Annotated in this window: 10 protein-coding genes and 1 pseudogene; 4 read left to right on the plus strand and 7 right to left on the minus strand. The window is 68.1% G+C overall.

The features are described from left to right. Positions 1-138 precede the first annotated feature (138 nt). From ACH4YP_RS39330 to ACH4YP_RS39340, 3 genes are all read left to right on the plus strand, one after another. Complete coding sequence (locus ACH4YP_RS39330) at positions 139-1,488, plus strand: chloride channel protein (RefSeq protein ID WP_398495840.1); 1,350 nt, start codon at positions 139-141, stop codon at positions 1,486-1,488. Positions 1,489-1,924: 436 nt separating this feature from the next. Next, the gene (locus ACH4YP_RS39335) at positions 1,925-2,086 is read left to right on the plus strand and encodes a hypothetical protein (RefSeq protein WP_398495842.1); all 162 of its coding nucleotides are present in this window, start codon (positions 1,925-1,927) and stop codon (positions 2,084-2,086) included. 550 nt (positions 2,087-2,636) lie between these two features. Further along, positions 2,637-4,055: a DUF2252 domain-containing protein gene (locus ACH4YP_RS39340; RefSeq protein ID WP_361051760.1), complete on the plus strand. Its 1,419-nt coding sequence runs from the start codon at positions 2,637-2,639 to the stop codon at positions 4,053-4,055. A 7-nt stretch (positions 4,056-4,062) separates the two neighbouring features. Here the strand turns inward: ACH4YP_RS39340 and ACH4YP_RS39345 are convergent. The 3 genes and pseudogenes from ACH4YP_RS39345 to ACH4YP_RS39355 form a co-directional block, all read right to left on the minus strand. Then, a pseudogene (locus tag ACH4YP_RS39345) lies at positions 4,063-4,248 on the minus strand (SHOCT domain-containing protein); the annotation flags it as partial. Between the two features lie 14 nt (positions 4,249-4,262). Beyond that, positions 4,263-4,610: a carboxymuconolactone decarboxylase family protein gene (locus ACH4YP_RS39350; RefSeq protein ID WP_361051763.1), complete on the minus strand. Its 348-nt coding sequence runs from the start codon at positions 4,608-4,610 to the stop codon at positions 4,263-4,265. Positions 4,611-4,681: 71 nt separating this feature from the next. After that, positions 4,682-5,980: a hypothetical protein gene (locus tag ACH4YP_RS39355; protein ID WP_398495844.1), complete on the minus strand. Its 1,299-nt coding sequence runs from the start codon at positions 5,978-5,980 to the stop codon at positions 4,682-4,684. A 1,272-nt stretch (positions 5,981-7,252) separates the two neighbouring features. Between ACH4YP_RS39355 and ACH4YP_RS39360 the strand changes: the two genes are divergently transcribed. Further along, complete coding sequence (locus tag ACH4YP_RS39360; RefSeq protein ID WP_361051769.1) at positions 7,253-8,197, plus strand: site-specific integrase; 945 nt, start codon at positions 7,253-7,255, stop codon at positions 8,195-8,197. Between the two features lie 23 nt (positions 8,198-8,220). Here ACH4YP_RS39360 and ACH4YP_RS39365 read toward each other — a convergent pair whose 3' ends face one another. From ACH4YP_RS39365 to ACH4YP_RS39380, 4 genes are all read right to left on the minus strand, one after another. Next, complete coding sequence (locus ACH4YP_RS39365) at positions 8,221-9,966, minus strand: MFS transporter (protein WP_361051772.1); 1,746 nt, start codon at positions 9,964-9,966, stop codon at positions 8,221-8,223. Positions 9,967-11,122: 1,156 nt separating this feature from the next. Further along, the gene (locus ACH4YP_RS39370) at positions 11,123-11,296 is read right to left on the minus strand and encodes a hypothetical protein (protein WP_361052071.1); all 174 of its coding nucleotides are present in this window, start codon (positions 11,294-11,296) and stop codon (positions 11,123-11,125) included. Positions 11,297-12,089: 793 nt separating this feature from the next. Continuing rightward, positions 12,090-13,100 carry a hypothetical protein gene (locus ACH4YP_RS39375; RefSeq protein WP_398495847.1) on the minus strand — a complete coding sequence of 337 codons (1,011 nt, stop codon included), beginning with the start codon at positions 13,098-13,100 and terminating at the stop codon, positions 12,090-12,092. A gap of 6 nt (positions 13,101-13,106) precedes the next feature. Beyond that, positions 13,107-16,778, minus strand: coding sequence for a CHAT domain-containing protein (locus ACH4YP_RS39380; protein ID WP_398495849.1), 3,672 nt, complete (start codon positions 16,776-16,778; stop codon positions 13,107-13,109). Positions 16,779-17,250 lie beyond the last annotated feature (472 nt).

Raw genomic sequence — 17,250 nt, forward strand, 5'->3', positions numbered from 1 at the left:
GCGTTGAAATGCCCGTATGGGAACGGCGTGCCAGGCTCGGAACCGCGCCGCCGGCTTCAGGTGGCGGGGCGTTTCAGGTTCGCTGAAAGCGACCGGTGAGACCACCGAAGGGGTCCGCGTAGCGAGGAGACAATGCGCATGCCGGTCGCCGAGGCTGGACCCGAGGCCGCGTCACCCCCAGACCCGCAGACCCTTCTTCGGAGCCGCGAGTACCTGGTGCTCCTGGTACTGGCCGCGCTGATCGGCGTGCCGGTGTCCGCGGCGGCGTTCGGCTTCCTCGCACTGGTCGGCGAACTTCAGCCACTGATCTACACGGATCTGCCCAAGTCGCTGGGGTTCGACGGAACCCCACCGTGGTGGCCGCTGCCGCTGCTCGCCGTAGGGGGACTGCTCGCGGGACTGACGATTCAGTACCTGCCGGGACACGGCGGCCATGAACCGACAGCCGGGTTCAAGGCCGCCGGTGCGCCCACACCCATCGAGCTGCCCGGCATCTTTTTCGCCGCCCTGGCGACGCTCTGCTTCGCGGCTGTCCTCGGGCCCGAGTCCCCTCTCCTGGCGCTCGGCGGCGGACTCGGCGCCGGCGCCGTGCGCATGGTCAAACGCAATCCCCCGGAGCAGGTGAGCGCGGTGTTGGGCGCGGCGGGCAGTTTCGCGGCCGTCAGCTCGCTGCTCGGGTCACCCCTGCTCGGTGCATTCCTCCTGATGGAAGCCTCGGGGTTGGGTGGGCCGATGATGGCGCTGGTGTTGGTGCCCGGCCTGCTGGCCGCGGGCATCGGCGCACTCATCTTCGTCGGACTGGGAAACTGGACCGGGCTGGGAACCTACTCGCTGGCACTGCACGACGTACCCGAGGCCACGCACCCGACAGCGGCGGAATTCGTCTGGGCTCTGGTCATCGGACTGTCAGCCGCGGTCATGGGCGTGGGAATCCGATGGCTCGCCGTCCGGCTCAAGACGCAGGTCGAGCAGCGACGGGTGCCGGCCACCGTGCTCATGGGCCTGGTCGTGGCGGGGCTGGCAATCGCCTACGCGGAGGGCACCGACAAAGAAGCGACCGACGTGTTGTACTCGGGGCAGGCGGCGCTGGACCCACTCCTCACGCACAGCGCCGCGTATTCGGTCGGGGCGTTGTTGTTGCTGGTGTTGTGCAAGAGCCTGGCCTATTGCGCATCGCTCAGCAGCTTCAGGGGAGGCCCGATCTTTCCCGCGATGTTCGTGGGAGCGGCGGGCGGCATCCTGTTCTCCCACCTGCCAGGGCTGAGCCTGGTCGCGGGGTTCGCGATGGGTATCGGAGCGATGAGCGCCGCGATGCTGAGACTTCCGCTGGTCTCCGTCCTGCTCGCCACGTTGCTGATCGGGTCGCAGGGGCTCACCGTCATGCCGTTGGTGATCGTCGCGGTCGTGGTCTCGTACGTCGCGACGGCGAGGCTCACACCTCCTCCTGCCCCGGAGGCGGGGCAGGAACCGGGGCCACGTCGGCAGTAGCCGCGAGCCCGCTGAGAGACCTCGCCCGTCCGCACGCTCGCTGCCGGCCTGGGGTGCCGGCTGGTTCGTCCGCCGGAGCGAGGCGAAGCCGGCGAACCTTACGAGCGGTCGGGGCCTGGACCCGGAAACCAGCCTGCGGTGTGTATCGCCGCGCCGGTTGCCGCACCGGCTCGGCGCTTTTCGCGACCTCGGCGTCAAGGACCCGATCGGCATGCGCGCAGAACGCGCGCAGGGCGCTCTCACGGCGATCGCTCCCGTCGAGCACCGCCCGCATCGCCCCGGCCATGGGCAAGATCCGCGAGGCCGCTCGCCCTGTCCTGGACGGGAGCAGCGATATCTGAGGAGCGGTGTACGGGCGGACGGATTCACCCGCACCGGGTGGTGTGTCCGCCTCGGACCCGGCGCGGGCCGGGAATCCGGAGTGATCATGAGGAACATGATGAATGCCGTGAATCTGGCCTGCGACTATCCGTTGCTAGGCGCATTCTGGACAGTCGCGCTGATCACGCTGGGCGTGATCTGGCTGGTGCTTCCTTTCCGCGTCAGGGGCGATATCTTCCGTGACCGGCACATGCCACGGCGGCACCGGCCGCGGTGAGCACGGCACCGGTCCTGACGAGCCGGGTGTCGATGTCGATCGTCCGAGAAGACTGGTGGTGCTGGTTCATGACTCCACCATCCGACGGGGGAACCACCTCGCGTCCCGACCAGCGGCTCACGACGCCGTACGCGATCGGATGCGAATCGCCTGGATGACCGTCGGCACGCCCTGGACGACGCGGACCGCGGGCCCTGGCTGCTTACCCTGGCTTCGCATGCTCGCGCCAGTCGTGAACCTGACCGCGCCCACCGTGCTCCCTGGGCGCGCGGCGGCGAGGTTGGTCCAAGTCGTCGGGAGCACCGTCCGGAGATAGGTTGCAAGTGGATGCGCCTATTTCATTCGGCGGGGCCGGAGTAGCACCGTCACCGTCCGCTGTGGCAGCGACCCGGCCGGTTCCGCGCTCGACGTCAACGGCGAGGCCCACGGCCTCGGCGACCTCTATGCAGTCGGCGTGAGCTTCCGCCCCGAGCATCGGAGCAGTCGATCCGTTCCTGACGGCCATGGCCAACGCCCTGCGCGTCGGCCACCACATAGTGGAGCGTCCGCGATGAACGACAACCATCTCTCCGGCGACCAGACACGGCACCTCACCCCGCAGGATCGGGTCGCCCGCGGCAAGGCCGCGCGGGCCGACGTACCCCGGTCCAGCCACGCCGAGTTCAGGCCCCCGCCGAAGCGCCCTGACCCGGTGGAGATCATCGAGAAGCAGTCCGCGACGCGGGTGCCAGAACTCGTACCGATCCGCTACGGCAGGATGAGTGAGGCGCCGTTCCGCTTCTACCGCGGGGCCGCCGCCATCATGGCCGCGGACCTCGCGGAGACGCCGCGCAGCGGGATCAGGGTGCAGTGTTGCGGCGACGCGCACATGTTGAACTTCCGGCTGCTGGCCTCACCGGAACGCCGCCTGATGTTCGACATCAACGACTTCGACGAGACCCTGCCCGGACCGTGGGAATGGGACGTCAAACGCCTGTCCGCCAGTCTGGTCATCGCGGGCCGGGCGAACGGCTTCAGCGCCAAGGAACGTGCGTCGGTGGTGCGGGCGGCCGTCGAGTCCTACCGCGAGCGCATGCGGAGCTACGCCGGACTGGGCAATCTCGACGTCTGGTACACCAGCTTCGACGCGGACGAGCTTGCGCAGCAGTTCGCCCCGGTACTGAGCGCCGGGCAGCGCGATCGCTGGGAACAAGCCCGGGAGCGGGCCCGCGCGCACGGCACGCTGCAGGTCTTCGACAAGCTCACGCACGTCATCGACGGGAGGCGCCAGATCGCTCCCGATCCGCCGCTGTTGGTCCGGCTTCAGGATCTGCTGCCGGACGCCGAACGCGGCAGGCTGGAGCAGGAGATCAGCCGGCTGATCGAGCGCTACGGCCAGACCCTGCAGACGGACCGCCGGTTCCTGCTGGAGAGCTATCGCCTCGCCGACATAGCCCGCAAGGTTGTCGGCGTGGGCAGTGTGGGAACCCGCTGCTGGATCATCCTGCTGCTGGGCAAGGACGACGAGGATCCGCTGTTCCTCCAGGCCAAGGAGGCCGACGAGTCGGTTCTGGCGCCTTACGTCGGAGGCAGCGCGTTCGGTACGCAGGGCGAGCGCGTCGTCGCCGGCCAACGCCTCATGCAGGCGACCAGTGACATCTTCCTGGGCTGGGAACGTGTCACGGGCATCGACGGCAAGCGGCGGGACTTCTACATACGCCAGCTGCGGGACTGGAAGGGCATCGCTGTGGCCGAGAACATGTCGCCGAAGAGGATGGGCCTGTTCGGCCGGCTGTGCGGTGCCACGCTGGCACGCGCCCACGCCAGGTCCGGGGACCGGATCGCGATCGCCGCGTACCTGGGCGGCGGCGACGTCTTCGACCGCGCGCTGGCCACGTTCGCCGAGCTGTACGCGGACCAGAACGAGAAGGACCACCAGGCCCTGGTCGATGCCATCCAAGCGGGACGGGTCCCGGCCGAAGCGGCCTGACGGGCAAGGGGAGGACGATCGTGAGGACCAGCCATCCCGTCTTGGCCCAGCCGCTCATGGAGTCGTCGCGGAAGATGTCGACGACGACGCGGAAGAGCAGGAAGATCCACATGATCCAAAGGAAGACCCACATGAGCGTCCAGAAGGCTCCGAGAACCGGGAAGTCGTAAGCCAGGTTCACCTTGGTGTCCATTGGTGGGCCGGGCGTCAGTGCTCTTCGTCCGAGGGGAGTTCCAGCCCGAAGGCGTCGCCGATGGCGCGGGCGGCGGACACGACCCGGGCGCTGCCCACCACGGGGGCGATCGCCACGAGCGTTCCCTGGATCTTCTCCAGCGGCACACCGGCTTCCGCTGCGGTGCCGATGTTGAGCAGATACGAGGGGGCGGAGGCGTCCATGGCCACCAGAGCCGCTATGCGTGCCAGCAGATACGTCTCCTGATCCAGCCCGGACCGCTCGAACGTGTCGAGTGTCATCTGGACGAGCGTCTCGAACACGGGTGCGTTTGCTTCGGCGAGGGCGGCGACGTCGCCCGCCCCTGTCTGTTGCTCAGCCATCTCAGGCTCCTTTTCCGGTGGTTGGGGTGAGGTATGTCTTCGGGGAGAGCCCCGGCACGCGCTGGACGGCATCACCCAGGGCGGATGACCGGCGCGTCGCCTGCGGCCGGGCGTTCGGCTGTGCCGGAGGCCGCGGCGAGGATTCCGAGAAGGACCAGCACGAGAAGGACGATGCCGAGGACGAGCGCCACGGCGCCGGGGGTGGGGTAGTTCCACAGCACCAGGGCGAGCGCGCCGCCGGCGATGGCGATACCGGTGGTCCACTTGCTGCGCGTGCCCAGCCAGCGGCCGGTGGCGCCGGTGCGCAGGCCGTGTCGCGCCATGGTCCGGCCTGTTGCCCCGGTTCCGCTCGACGCCGCCCGTTTGACCCAGCGGGCACCGCGTCCGGGCCCGTACAGATAGGCGGCCAATGCGGTGATCACGGCGATGACCAGGACCGTGCGCGTGCTGTTCTTCAGGAAGCGGAGGAAGGTGTCGAAGATGTCGGCCGCGGTGTTCTGCGGCAGTGCGGTCGTGGGGACGGAGTCCAGATAGACCTGGCGCATCACGGCGAGACCGACGAGCAGCACGATCATCATGACCCCGACGCCGATGGCCGTGCTCATCAGCGCGACGCGGTGCGCGGGCGCGCTCCAGATGGCCAGCGCCGCCAGGACCAGGACCAGGACCGGGAGCCAGGTGCCGATCACCTTCAGCAGTCGCATGGCGTCCTGGGCCTCGTTCAGTTTGTCGGTTTCGAGCAGGGTGACCGTCTTGTCGATGTCGGGGATCTTCGAGGCCTGGTCGAAACCGGCGTCGACCAGCTTCTGCTTGACGTTGTCGACGACGGTGCCGAGGTTCAGGTCGATGCTGCCGTCGCCGGCCTGGACGGTGCTGCTGCCTTCGCCGGTGAGGACCTTGACCACGGCGGCGTGGGCCTGTCGGTTGGCGTCGTCCCAGACTTCGGCGAACTGGTCGCTGGTCACCACCTTGTGCACGATGTCGTGGACGGCCGAGTTGAGCGCGCTCGTCAGCGGGCCGGTCAGTGCCTCGGCGCCCTGGACCACCGGAGGGGGCGCCCCTTCCCGCTGCAACGTCCGGGCGACGGCTGTGGTGAAGGCGGCGACGTCGACGTTGTCGACCACACGCTTGGTGAGCCGGTCGGTCAGGGTGTTCTGCACGGAGGGCTCGGTGGCGATCGGGGCGACGGTCTGGACGTACCGGTCGGTGTCGGAGACCTCGGAGTCGACCCAGGCCGCGACCACGGCGAGCGGAGCCAGGAGGAAGGTCAGCACCAACAGTACGGAGGCGGTCGCATAGCGCAGTCGTCGGTGACGCACCCCGGCCGCGTTGCGCAGCCGTTCGTACTCGGCCCGTTCGGCGGCGCTCAAAGGAGGGCTGTCGGCGACCGGACGGTCAGGACCTTCGGAAGCTGACGACGAACCACCAGACGAACCACCTGAGGAATCCATGGGGGTGTTCCTTCGGCTTGGGGAGAGACGATGTGTGGAACAGGGCGACGCGGGGGCCAACACCACCGCGGTCGGCCGGCTCCGGCAGGAGACGCGTCACTCGTCGGGGTATGGGTGTGAGTTCGCGGCATGCTCGCGGCGGGTCGGCGGTCCGGACGTCACTCGGAGGCAGCACATGGTGGAAAAGACGCGGTATCGCACTTCCCTGAGCGCTTCACCGAACTCGCGGAACGCCCGGCTGTGACGGCTGAGGGTGTCCTGATGTCTGACCACCAAGGCCGGCGCCACCGGATATTCGAAGACCTTGTACGCGCTCAGTACGCCAACGCCGGTGCGGCAGGGAGTCGTTGGGGGAGGGGCGGTCCAACACGCCTTCGCCGGCCGCCTCGGTGTCCGAGACCGGGGCTCCGCACTGCGCGGGGCGGGCCTCCTGCGGTGACGGCTGATGCGGTTACGTTGCCGGCCGCTCCATCACCGACCACGGGCCCGTCAGAGACGCGTTCTTGTGTTCTCCCTTCCTGTCAACCATAACCAGGGGGTCAGGACAGCGCATTGCCAAGCGGTGGGTCGTCCCGCCTGCCACCCAGCCCGTCTCACCGGAAGGCGGGGCGGTGATGACTTCGAGCCGGGCCCCGCGCCCCGTGGCCGCCGCGAGCAGTTCTCCGCGCACCAGTTCCAGCCCCGCTTTCCGGAGGCATGTTCGAGCTGTGTCCGGAGCCGCCCACACGAGAGGGCGCGCGAGGGAGGAGCGGGCGCCCAGGCGGCGGGCAGCGGGTAACCGGCGTCATGCGGTAGGGCGTCACGGTCGCGGCGATCGTCGGGAACGCGGCTGGGAGAATCCGGGAAGCCCCGCAGATGCCCGGATCTCGCCGGTCGTCACCGCTCGCCCTCCTCCCCGACCGTCCCACCGTGGTCATCACCCGGGGAAGCCGTCGGCTTCCCCACCGCACTCGCGAGGTGATGGGACCGCTACGTGGCCCTGCCACGGACTCCCCACCCGTGGCGCCGCGGGGCCTTCGGGTGCCCCTGGCCTGTGGCGGCCTCGGCAGGGGGAGAACCGCCGACCCCGACCAACATGCGCCGCCCCCAGGTTCTCGGCTACGCGGTCAAGTCCCGTCCTCTGGCGCTCAATCCGGCCGTCGGGGTGCCCCCCCGAAGGCGGCCCCGACCGACCACGTCTACCTCGACGACATGCAGGTCGACGCTCTGGCCAATGCAGCAGGCGCCTATCGCGTGTTCATCCTCCTGCTGTCCTACACAGGTCTGCGCTGGGGCGAGGCGTCCGCGCTGAAGGTGGGCCGTGTCGACCTCGACGCCTGCCGGGCGCACATTGTCGAGGCGTACGTCGAGGACAACGGCAAGCTCTACTTCGACACCCCCAAGAACCACGAGCGTCGGTCTGTACCGATCCCGCGGTTCCTGGCCGAGGAGCTGAAGCCCCACGTCCAGGGGCGGGACGACGAGGCACTCCTCTTCACCACCCCGCAAGGCGGACCGCTGCGGGCCCGCAACTTCCGTCAGCGGTTCTTCGCGCCGACGGTCGTGAAGGCCGGACTGGGGCACCTCAAGGTCACCCCGCACAAGCTGCGCCATACGGCGGCCTCGCTCGCCATCGCCAGTGGCGCGGACGTCAACGTCGTACAGACGATGCTGGGCCACAAGTCCGCGACGCTCACCCTGGACACGTACGGGCGCCTCTTCCCGGAGCGTCTGGACGAGGTGTCCAAGAAGATGCACAAGCGGCGTTCCAAGCAGTTGGCCAAGGCGAAGGCCAAGGTGGAGAAGGCGGAGCGGAAGTCCCGCGAGGCCGCCGAGACGGTGGCCGCCCTGGAGGAGGTCGACGCCTCGTTACAGATCTACGCCGACGACCTGGGGCTGTCGCTGGGCACGGTCCGCGGCTATCGGTTCGCCGCCCGGTGCCGACCCGCAGAGCAACGTCGTCACGGCGTCTCCCACAGAGCCGAAGGGGACGATGATCCGGGCGGTCTTCGTCGTGTCGTCCGGCTTCGGGCGCAAGGCCGCCGACCTGCGCGTGTACAGCGACGCCGTCAGAGATTGGCGCGCGTCTCACGCCGAAGCCCGGTGGCGCACACCCCTCTTCCGGGATCTGCGCCACCGGGCTCCGTACAGCAGTAGTCGGATACGGCGTCTGCGGTAAATCAGTCATTCAGCGACTCTGGCTTGATCAATGTGTCCGTTCGCTGTCCGCTGATCAGGACCATGGTGACGAGGGCGGCCGCGAGCGCGCACAGTCCGACGATCAGGTAGCCGAGCGAGTAGGCGCTGCCCAGGGCGTGGAAGGCGGTCTCCTTCAGCGGGTTGAACGGAACCGTCGAACCGTCGGGCAGGGGGACGGTCGCGGGTACGGCGTTGGCGCCGAGCGGGCCGGAGTTGACCGCCCCGATGGCGCCCTCCAGCGCCTCCTGCTGGCCGCTGGGGGCGTTCGCAGCCGAGGAGTTGAAGGCGTCCAGTGCCTGGCTCAGTGCCGGGGTGGACGCGACCTTGTCGCTGATCTCGTGTGCCGCCCGGCTGAGGGCGATCGCTCCGACCACGGCCGGGCCGAGGGTGAATCCGAAGTCACGCAGCAGGCTGGTCCATCCGGCGGCCATGCCGGAGAGGTGGTTGGGCACGGTGTTGATCACGACGGCGGTGACGGCGGACAACGCGAACGCCACGCCGGCGCCGGCTACGACGAGTGGAGGTATGAGGGGAGTGATCGACTGCTGGCCGATCGGGATCGCCGCCATCCAGAAGTCCCCCACCGCGATGAGCAGAAGACCGCCGCCCAGCACCCACTTGGGGTTGTACCGTTCGATGAGGCGGGAGGCGATCGGGACCTGGATCAGTGCCGAAACCCCGTTGAACACGATGAACGCGATGGAGGCCTTGAGCGGGGTGAAGCCCTGGATCGCGGTCAGGCGGATGCTCGTGACATAGCCGGTGCCGAGGTAGGCGAACATGCCGACCACGGTCACCACGGCAGCGATCGTGAAGTTCCGGTCGCTGAACAGGTCCAGGCGCAGCAGCGGGGACGCCGAGCGCCGCTCGACGAGGACGAAGGCCACGAGGAAGACGGCCGCGCACACGAATCCACCAATCACCTCCGTGCTGCCCCAGCCGCTCGTCGGCCCCTGGATCACCGCGAAGAGCAGGCCGAGCACGCAGAGGGCGATCGTGATCTGTCCCGGCCAGTCGAGCGAACGGCCTTCGGGCGACGACGAGTTCTGAGCCAGGAGGAAAGCGAGCACTGCCGACACGCCGGCGAGCACGACGACGACGAGGAAGGCCCACCGCCATCCCGAGTACGGGTTCGAGTCGAACTGCCACTGGGCGGTCAGGCCGGCCGCCAGAGGCGACAGCACGCTTCCCAGGGACAGCGCTGCCGCCCACACCGAGATGGAGCGGGCGCGTGCCCGAGGTGTGTGCGTGCCCGCGGCGATCATGGCCAGGGTGGTCGGAATGACCGCCGCGGCACCGATTCCGGTGATGATCTGGCCGGTCCACATCACGATCAGCCGAGTCGTGTGATCAGTGCCGGATCCGGGTGTGAGGACGCAGATCGCGCACCCGACCGCCACCAGTACGGAGCCGCCGACCAGCAGCCGGCGTCGTCCGAACAGGTCGCCGAGCAGTCCGAAGGTCAGCTCCAGGACGGTGACCGGGACCAGGAAGGCGGCGCTGATCCAGGTCAGCTCCGACGCCGACGTGTTGAAGTCCTGCTGGAACAGACCGTTCAAGCCCGCAGGCACGGTCAGTGCGAACTGGGCCATGAAGACGCACAGCGCAGCCGCTATGAGAGTGCCCCGCGCCAGAGTGTCACGGTCGTGCTGCTGGAGCCCGTGCTCCGCCTTCTTCAGGCTTGAAGCGGAACCGGCGCTGTCTGCGCCGGTGCTGGATCTGGCCATGTGTGGGTTCCTTCCGAAATGCGTGCATGACGTCATGACGTGACCGGTCGATGGCGGTCGTGTGGCAGGCCCCGAGATGGAGGGACGACGAAAAGGCCAGGCGCCCGTTCCGGTGGAGACCGGCCTTGTCGAGCGCCCCGCGGGCAGTCGTGAATCTGTGCGATCACGGCTTCGATCCCAGGAAGGCTGGGTCCTGTTCAGCAGCCGGCGCGAGTCGATAGGCGCGTCACGGACGTCAGCCGACGAACGCGCGTATCGCCGCCATCGGCGGTCGTGTCCCGCAGTTCGCGGGACAGAGGGCCGGTGAACACGTGCTCAAGCGAGGGTTGGCCTCACGACGCCCGTGCGATCAGCGGCCCACCGCGCGGCCGGCGGTGGACTCGCCGACGAGCCGACGAAAAAGATGCGGAGCCTCTGGATGCCCCTCTGAGGTGAGCACCGTTTCCAGGTGCGGACCTGTCGTAGCCCCGCCTGTTCGGTCAAGATGCCGTTGACACCGGCAATGGCCGATTTAACGGGCCACGCCGGAGGCGATCGGGACGGTGGCGAGATTGCTCGGGCAGACCTGACCGGGTCGGCGCTTCTCGACGATCCTCAAGCTCGCTCAGCCGTGGCGGCTGCAGTTGAGATTGTATGAGGTCGAACGGAATCAGGTGATCTATTGCCGGTGTGGGTGTGCTTGCTCCCTGCTTCCGCCATGAGATGAGGGGGCTGCGGCTTACCCGGGTCGCCTTCCGGGTGGTGAAGCCCATGTGACGGCGTCGCGCTCGGCGTGGGAGCGCCGACCGTCGAGGTTTCGCGGCCGTGACGCCCCTCGGCCAGGCGAAGCATGCGATGACCTCATCGAATGCCTGCCAGGGGAGTCGCTCCCGGCGCTGTTCTTCCGAACGGGAACAGGCACAGCTGTGCGGCACGAATCTTGTGGCCTGGAAGGCGGGCCCGCGAACGCAGCCAAGGTCCATCGTTCCTCACAGCTGATGGGGGGCGTCGTTGGCCCTCGAGTGATGCGGAACTGGTCGGAGAGTATTGATTAGAGTTCCGACCGTCAAGGGTCATACGATCTGTTGGAAACAGTCACTTGATTTGATCTTCAACCTCCGTCTGCGCCGTGATCGCAGACGGAGATTCAGACGGCGTTGAACCGGTTGGCGATCTTTCAAGGTTGTGGACGCCTGTCCGATATGGCGTTCTGCTGGGCTCGGGCCAGGACGGTGACGGCCTGGGCGAGGTGGCTGTCGGCGGGCAGGGGGCGGTGTTCGGCGGGGGCGGTGCAGGACGGGCTGGGCCGGGACGTGCTGAGGTGCGTGCTCCACGGGGCCCGGGTCTCCATCCCGCTCGCACTCCCGCCGGTGGCCGTATCGCGGCTGGTCGGCGGGCTGCTCGGGGGCCTGCGCCGGGTTCCTCGGGCGGTGGGTGGACGAGACCGTGATGCGGATCGTGGACCTGGTGTTCGCCTTCCCCGCCATCATCCTGGCGATGGTGGTCGCCGAGCGCGGCCCCGCGCTCGGCGCTGGCCTGTTCACGTTACGTGATGGCGATTGGCTCGCTGGGCCGTTCGTGGTACCGGCACACCACCGTGTGCATGCTCGCCATGACCTTCTCGGTCGCCGACCGGAGCCGGCCAATACCCCCGCAGCCGTCCACACGCGGCCTCCGACCGTGCACGAGATTCGCCGCCTGTACGACCGGATCGTCCTCGCCCCCATCCGCACCGCACGTGGCTGGCAACGCACTGGCACCGCTGGGGCATCCGCAACCAAGTCCGGGCCCGCATCAGCCACCACCGTGCCCGAGCCGCACGTGCTCACTCACCGTGAAACAGCCTGCTGTAGTACTAGGGATGTTGACTCCGCGTGGACTCTAGTGGCACGCGTGTGGCACGCGTGTGGCACGCCTCGAACACAACGAAGGGCCAGCCTGGGAGGAAAACCCTCCCGAGCTGGCCCTTTTCCTGTGCCCCCGGCAGGATTCGAACCTGCGACACCCGCTTTAGGAGTTTCCCTTGGGCGGGTCCTTGACCTGCGGAAATGTCGACTGTGGGGCTTCTGCCTGGGCAAACACCTCTCCGTAGTTCTCACGTGTTCGCGGGGTTTCCCGACCTCATGTGTGCTGAATCCGTTCTGCTAGGCGGCCGAGTCGCCTGGAGATACCCACTCGTACGGCACCGATGCCGAGCTGGCGCGGAGGCTACGGGACAGCACGGCGCTCAGGGTTGTTCCGCAGTTCACCTCGTCCTGCGCCGTAGCGGGCGGAGCGAGTCCCAGAGCCCGGTAGAGCCGAACACGGTGAACAACGAAAAGGCCAGTCACGTGACGGCAGTACGTGTCGACGCCGGCCCGAAGAGAACGATGGGAGGCCCAGACAAGCAGTGCGCACGTCGCCACCCACAGCAGCCGTGGCAGCACGCCCGGGATCACGATCGCCCAGAGGGCGGCGGTAGCCGCACACACCAGACCCTGCACCCGGGCAAACACCCGGGTTGCAGCGGCGGTGAGTTCGTCTCGGACGGGTGTCTCCAGGGCCTTGACGAATGGGTCCCAGCAGACGGCGAGGTCGAGTCCGTACATGCGGCGTACTTCGGCCGACACCGAGACGAGCGCGTTGCCCATAGCCGTAGGGAGCAGGTGCTGGGGGTCGCTCACCCGTGGGTACCGCGCGTACGCGGCCCGCCTTCGTGTGGCGCGCCAACCGTTCTGGCTGTTCCAGGCATCCAGGTCTTCGTCGGCCAGACCAGCTGGTGGGGCATGACGCCAGGCGGCCAGGTCACTGCGGCGGGCGTGATGATGGGCCATGCGGTGCCGGGTGTACGCGAGCGCGATCCGTGAGGTGCCCCATCGGCCAGCGAGCACCTCGAGCACGAAGCCGGCCGACGCCGTCAGCGCCCACGCGGACATCACCACGACCGCGGTTGCCGCCGCCGTGAGGACGACAGGCCCCCACGGTCGCTGCGCGGCGATCGTGCACGGCACGTCGGCGGCGAAGTCAGGTGTGCGGCACAGGCGAGTGCCTGAGCCGCGCATCCACAGCATGATCAGTACGCCCGCCAGCCAGAACAGGAGGAGAGGGCCGCCCATGACTGCGCTCCATCGCTTCGCGATGGGCTCGAGTAGTCCTTTGACCAGGTCGCCCAACATTGCCGCCTAACCCAGGACGAAAGCGTTGCCGGGGTGGACCGGGCAGCAGTCGGCGTCGAAGGGGGAGTCCATGTCACCGTTTGCCTCTTCGGAGCAATCGGCCACCGGGCACGTCCAGACGAGGGCGGATGGATCCGGACCGGGGAGGCTCGCGAAAATCGGCAGCCGAAGCCCTGGGCCGTCGGTTGACGCCTCTGTGTCCGAGCTTGTGCCCCAGCGTTCCGGCAGCGTAGAGACAGCCGAGGACACGGAGTCCTCGGGCGGCGTTGTGTATCCAAGGCCCTGGTGGACAAACGCGGCCCAGTACGAAGGGTCTCCAGCCGGGGCTTTGGCCCTGGTCTTCTTCCCTCGGGTCCCCGCCCGGGCCTCCCTCAGAGCGCGCAGCTGCGCTGTGCGCAGTGCCTCGGCGGGCGGCAGCCCCTCCAAGTTGAGCAGCGTGTGGAAGTCCCGCATTAGTGCGGCGGTCGCGGCATCGTCCACCGCCCACAGCGACCCCACCACGGCCGCCGCGCCCGCCGATCCGAACGCTGTAGCCATACTCAACGCGCCGTCATAGTGAGCGCCAGGTACTGCCGTGGCACAGGCCGACAGGACGACCAGCGGGCCGAGGCTCGGCCCCTGGCTCGCCCAGCGGAGCCGGTCGAGGACCGAGGACACGCTGAGACGTTGTCCGTTTGCCAGCACGAGGTGCGACTCGGCGGCCAGAGCACGACTGCGCGCATGGCAGGCGAAGTGGGCCACGGGGTAGGCGGGCGCGGGGCTACCGACCGGGTCGCTCAGTGCCGACAGCACCGCTCGGGGTGTGGCGGGGACCGATCCGGGCTCGCCGGACCCGCCGAACCGCCGTCCTTTTGAGTAGTACCAGCGGTATAGATCCTCGCCCTCCTGTCGGGCATGCGGCAGATCCATGGTTGGGTCGACGACCACCACGCCGCTTCCCGTGAGCGGCAGGAATGCGCGCAATGTGTACCAGGACAGAGCGTGCGCCGAAGGCGCGTAGCTGAACGCTACTGATTCGATCGCGAAGCGGTGCTCCCACCCTCCGGGCGTCTTCGCACGGTGCCGGGCCGCGTGCCAGGGGACGAGGCCGAGGGTTCCAGACGGAATAACAACGACACGTGGAGTGTCCTCAATCCCCACCGCGGTGAGATGTTCGTAGAGCTCCCTGATTGCTGCCTTCCAGGCCCAATCGCAGACGCCGTGAAGCGCCTTCCGCCAGGACGAATCGGCCGGTGGATTGATAGCTTCGCCAACGCGTAGCTGCTCATTGTGCGCTGCCGTGAAGCTCAGCAACTCGGGTGCGTGCAGCAGAAGGAGGGGCAGCCGCAGCGAGGTGATATGCCCATTCCGGTGGACGATCAGAGCCCATCCGCAGTGCCGACCTGCCAGGAGGTGCACCACGGCATCAATGCCGAGGGAACCGCACCACTCGGAGATGTCTCCCGGGGTCGGTACGGAGGCAACGTCGTTGAAGACATCGCGCAAGGATTCTCGCATGCCTTCAGGCAAGGGCAGGAGGCGCTGTTCCCTGACGATCTCGGCCAGTTGGCGGTAAGGGACGCTGGACCCCGAGGCACTCCCGTCTGAGTAAACCGTTAGTTCGGTGTCTAGCCCTTGCCCGTGCAGTGATCGGAGTCCCAGCCGACTGATACGGGCCCCGAGAACGTCAGCTCCTGCCGCTGCCGCTGTCAGTACGGCTCGCCCCGACTCGACGACTTCCAGAGCGGCGTGGCGCTCACCGGCTTCCAAACACCAGCGAGCCAGTACGTCCGTCTCGGCGGCGACGAGTCGGGCCTGCTCAACGGGTCCGGAGCCGGGATGTCCCATCACCACCTCAACGACGCGGTGGTGCATTTCGTCGCGGATCGCCTCAACGTTGTTCCGAAGTTCGGCTGTCGTCCGCGGTCGACGAGGACGCCCGTGTGACGCGGCCCGCTCGTCGAGTACAGCGCGGGCACGGCGCCACACCTCGGTCTCGGTGCTTTGGCCGTAGTCCCTTTGGCCACGTCGCTCGGCACGAGCCATGCGTTCCGTGGCCAGCGCCACGGCTCGCTCCAAGAAGCTGGCGGCCCGCGTCTTGGCTCTCTCGTGGAAGCGGGGGTCGACCAATACGTCGATGAGAGCCATCGCTGCCGTATCGAGGGCATGGACGCCGTGAGGGTCGTCCTCGTCGTGGGCAGTTGCCGGAAACGTCCGTAGGTCGTGCGCCGTCAGTAGGGCACGTCCGTACTCGACGGTCTGCAGCGCCAGCGTTTCGGAGGGCTGATCGGACCACAGTAAGCAGTGCTTGAGCAGATCGGCGGCGACCGTTGCGTCGGCCGGTGCGCGCAGCACGTCGGCACGGGCGAGCAGGCACTGGGCGAGTTCGAAGGCCGCCGGAAGGTGCGCCCCGTCCGGTCCCACGGCGGCGCGCACCGCTGCGACGGCGGTCAGGACCGCGTCGTCCAGAGCGCGCAGGTCGCTCGCGCGCAGGTACTCGGCGTAGTGTGCGGCGGCTAGCGCCGCGAAAGACCGAGCACGGCCGAGGAAAGCGCGAGCTGTGCGCAAGTCGTATGCGGCGTTGCTTATTTCAAAGCGCCACAGCAACGCCTCACCGAGCGTGCCGAGCCAGGCCATACGGGTCGGGCTCAACTCCGGTAGGGCGGGGGATTCCAGGGCGTGGGTGAGGACAGTGATCAGCCGTTCCAGACGGGTGAGGCTGCCCTGACGCTCGAAGCTGAGCCGAAGGGTCGTGACGAACGCCCCCGTCCACTCCGCCCATTCGGCCGGGTCGAGTTCACCGGAACCGGCCAGGGAGAGGGCATCATCGAGGGCGGCCGCCGCTCTGTCTAGGAAGTCCGGCTCGACCGAGCGTTCGTACATGGCGAGGCAGCTGTAACCGAGACTCGCGTACACCGCCGGTGGGATGGAATCGCCTTGGATGTCGTGCACATCGCGCGATGCCCGTGCGCGCGCGAGGCTGAGATGGGTCTCGTAAGCCCTGTCCAGGTAGGAACTCTCATCTGAGAGCGCGTAGTGATATCGCTGCAGAGCCCCGATCGCACACAACCAGCTTGTCCACACGCCTTGTTCGACGCGTAGTGACGTTGGGTTAGTGGTCTCCCATAGAGAATCGGCTGCGGCTTTGAGATCGCCGACGTCACCTTCAGCTTGGTACCGCATCCGCAGCGCGGCCCCGAGCACGCCCGTCCACACCAGGGACGCGTCGCGCTCACCGGCTCCTTGAGCGAGCCGGATGGCCGCCTGCGCGTTGTCGACCGCCCGGTCGAGGTCCGAAGATCGCCCAATAGCCTCGTAGCGCAGCAGCAGGGACTGAGCCAGATCGCCGAGGGTGAAGGTCCATGCCCAGGGAAGCGGCTCATCGGTGCTGGAATCGATGGCCGTCTGTAGCCTGTCGACTGCCTGGTCCAGTGCTCCGGTGTCGCGGGTGCTGACTGACCGGAGGAGTCGGGTACGGTCGAGGGCGGAGAGCTGGATGTGCTCGGCGGTAGGGGCGTCGTCGACCTCATCTGAGGACGCGTTCAGCGCGTCGCGGATCTGGCAAGTGAGGACTAGCAGAGAGAAACTAGGAATCTCGCTCTCGTAGCCACGGGCGGCTGCCAGGGCAGGCCGAGGAGCTCGATAGGCCGTTCGGTCCCCGCCAGTGTGCACGCGAAGCAGGTCACGCAGCTCGTCCAACCGGTCCCCATCGTGTTCGACTCGTCCCTGAAGTTCGGTGCTTCGGGGCACGGCATATGGGGCGGGCACGTCGGGGAGACGATCGAGCCGCCTCCGTAGGGCCGGAAGGTCCGAGCCGAGGGCACTAGCCGCACCGAGCGCCGCGACGGCGTCGAGGAGCGTGCCCTCCCGCCCCGCGCTCTCGTATGCGTCTAAGGCCCGCTCCCCGATGAGCCCTGCACGTCTCTCGAGCGGCAGCTCCCGCTCGTTCCCCCGGAGCCAACGGGCAGTCAACTGCTCTACGACAGCGACGAAATGCTGATGCTCTACCCGTGCCACTGCTGCCCCTCCCCGTACTGCTCCGGCAACAAGGGCACATTACTCGCGCCGGGGCGTCAGCGATGAGAATCGTCGGGAGACCGGGGCCACCGGCGCGGGCAGACTTGAACTGCCGACACCCGCTTTTCCCTGTGGAGGGTTATGACCTGTGGGG

It is taken from the genome of Streptomyces sp. NPDC020747 (assembly GCF_044334695.1).
Lineage (GTDB): Bacteria > Actinomycetota > Actinomycetes > Streptomycetales > Streptomycetaceae > Streptomyces.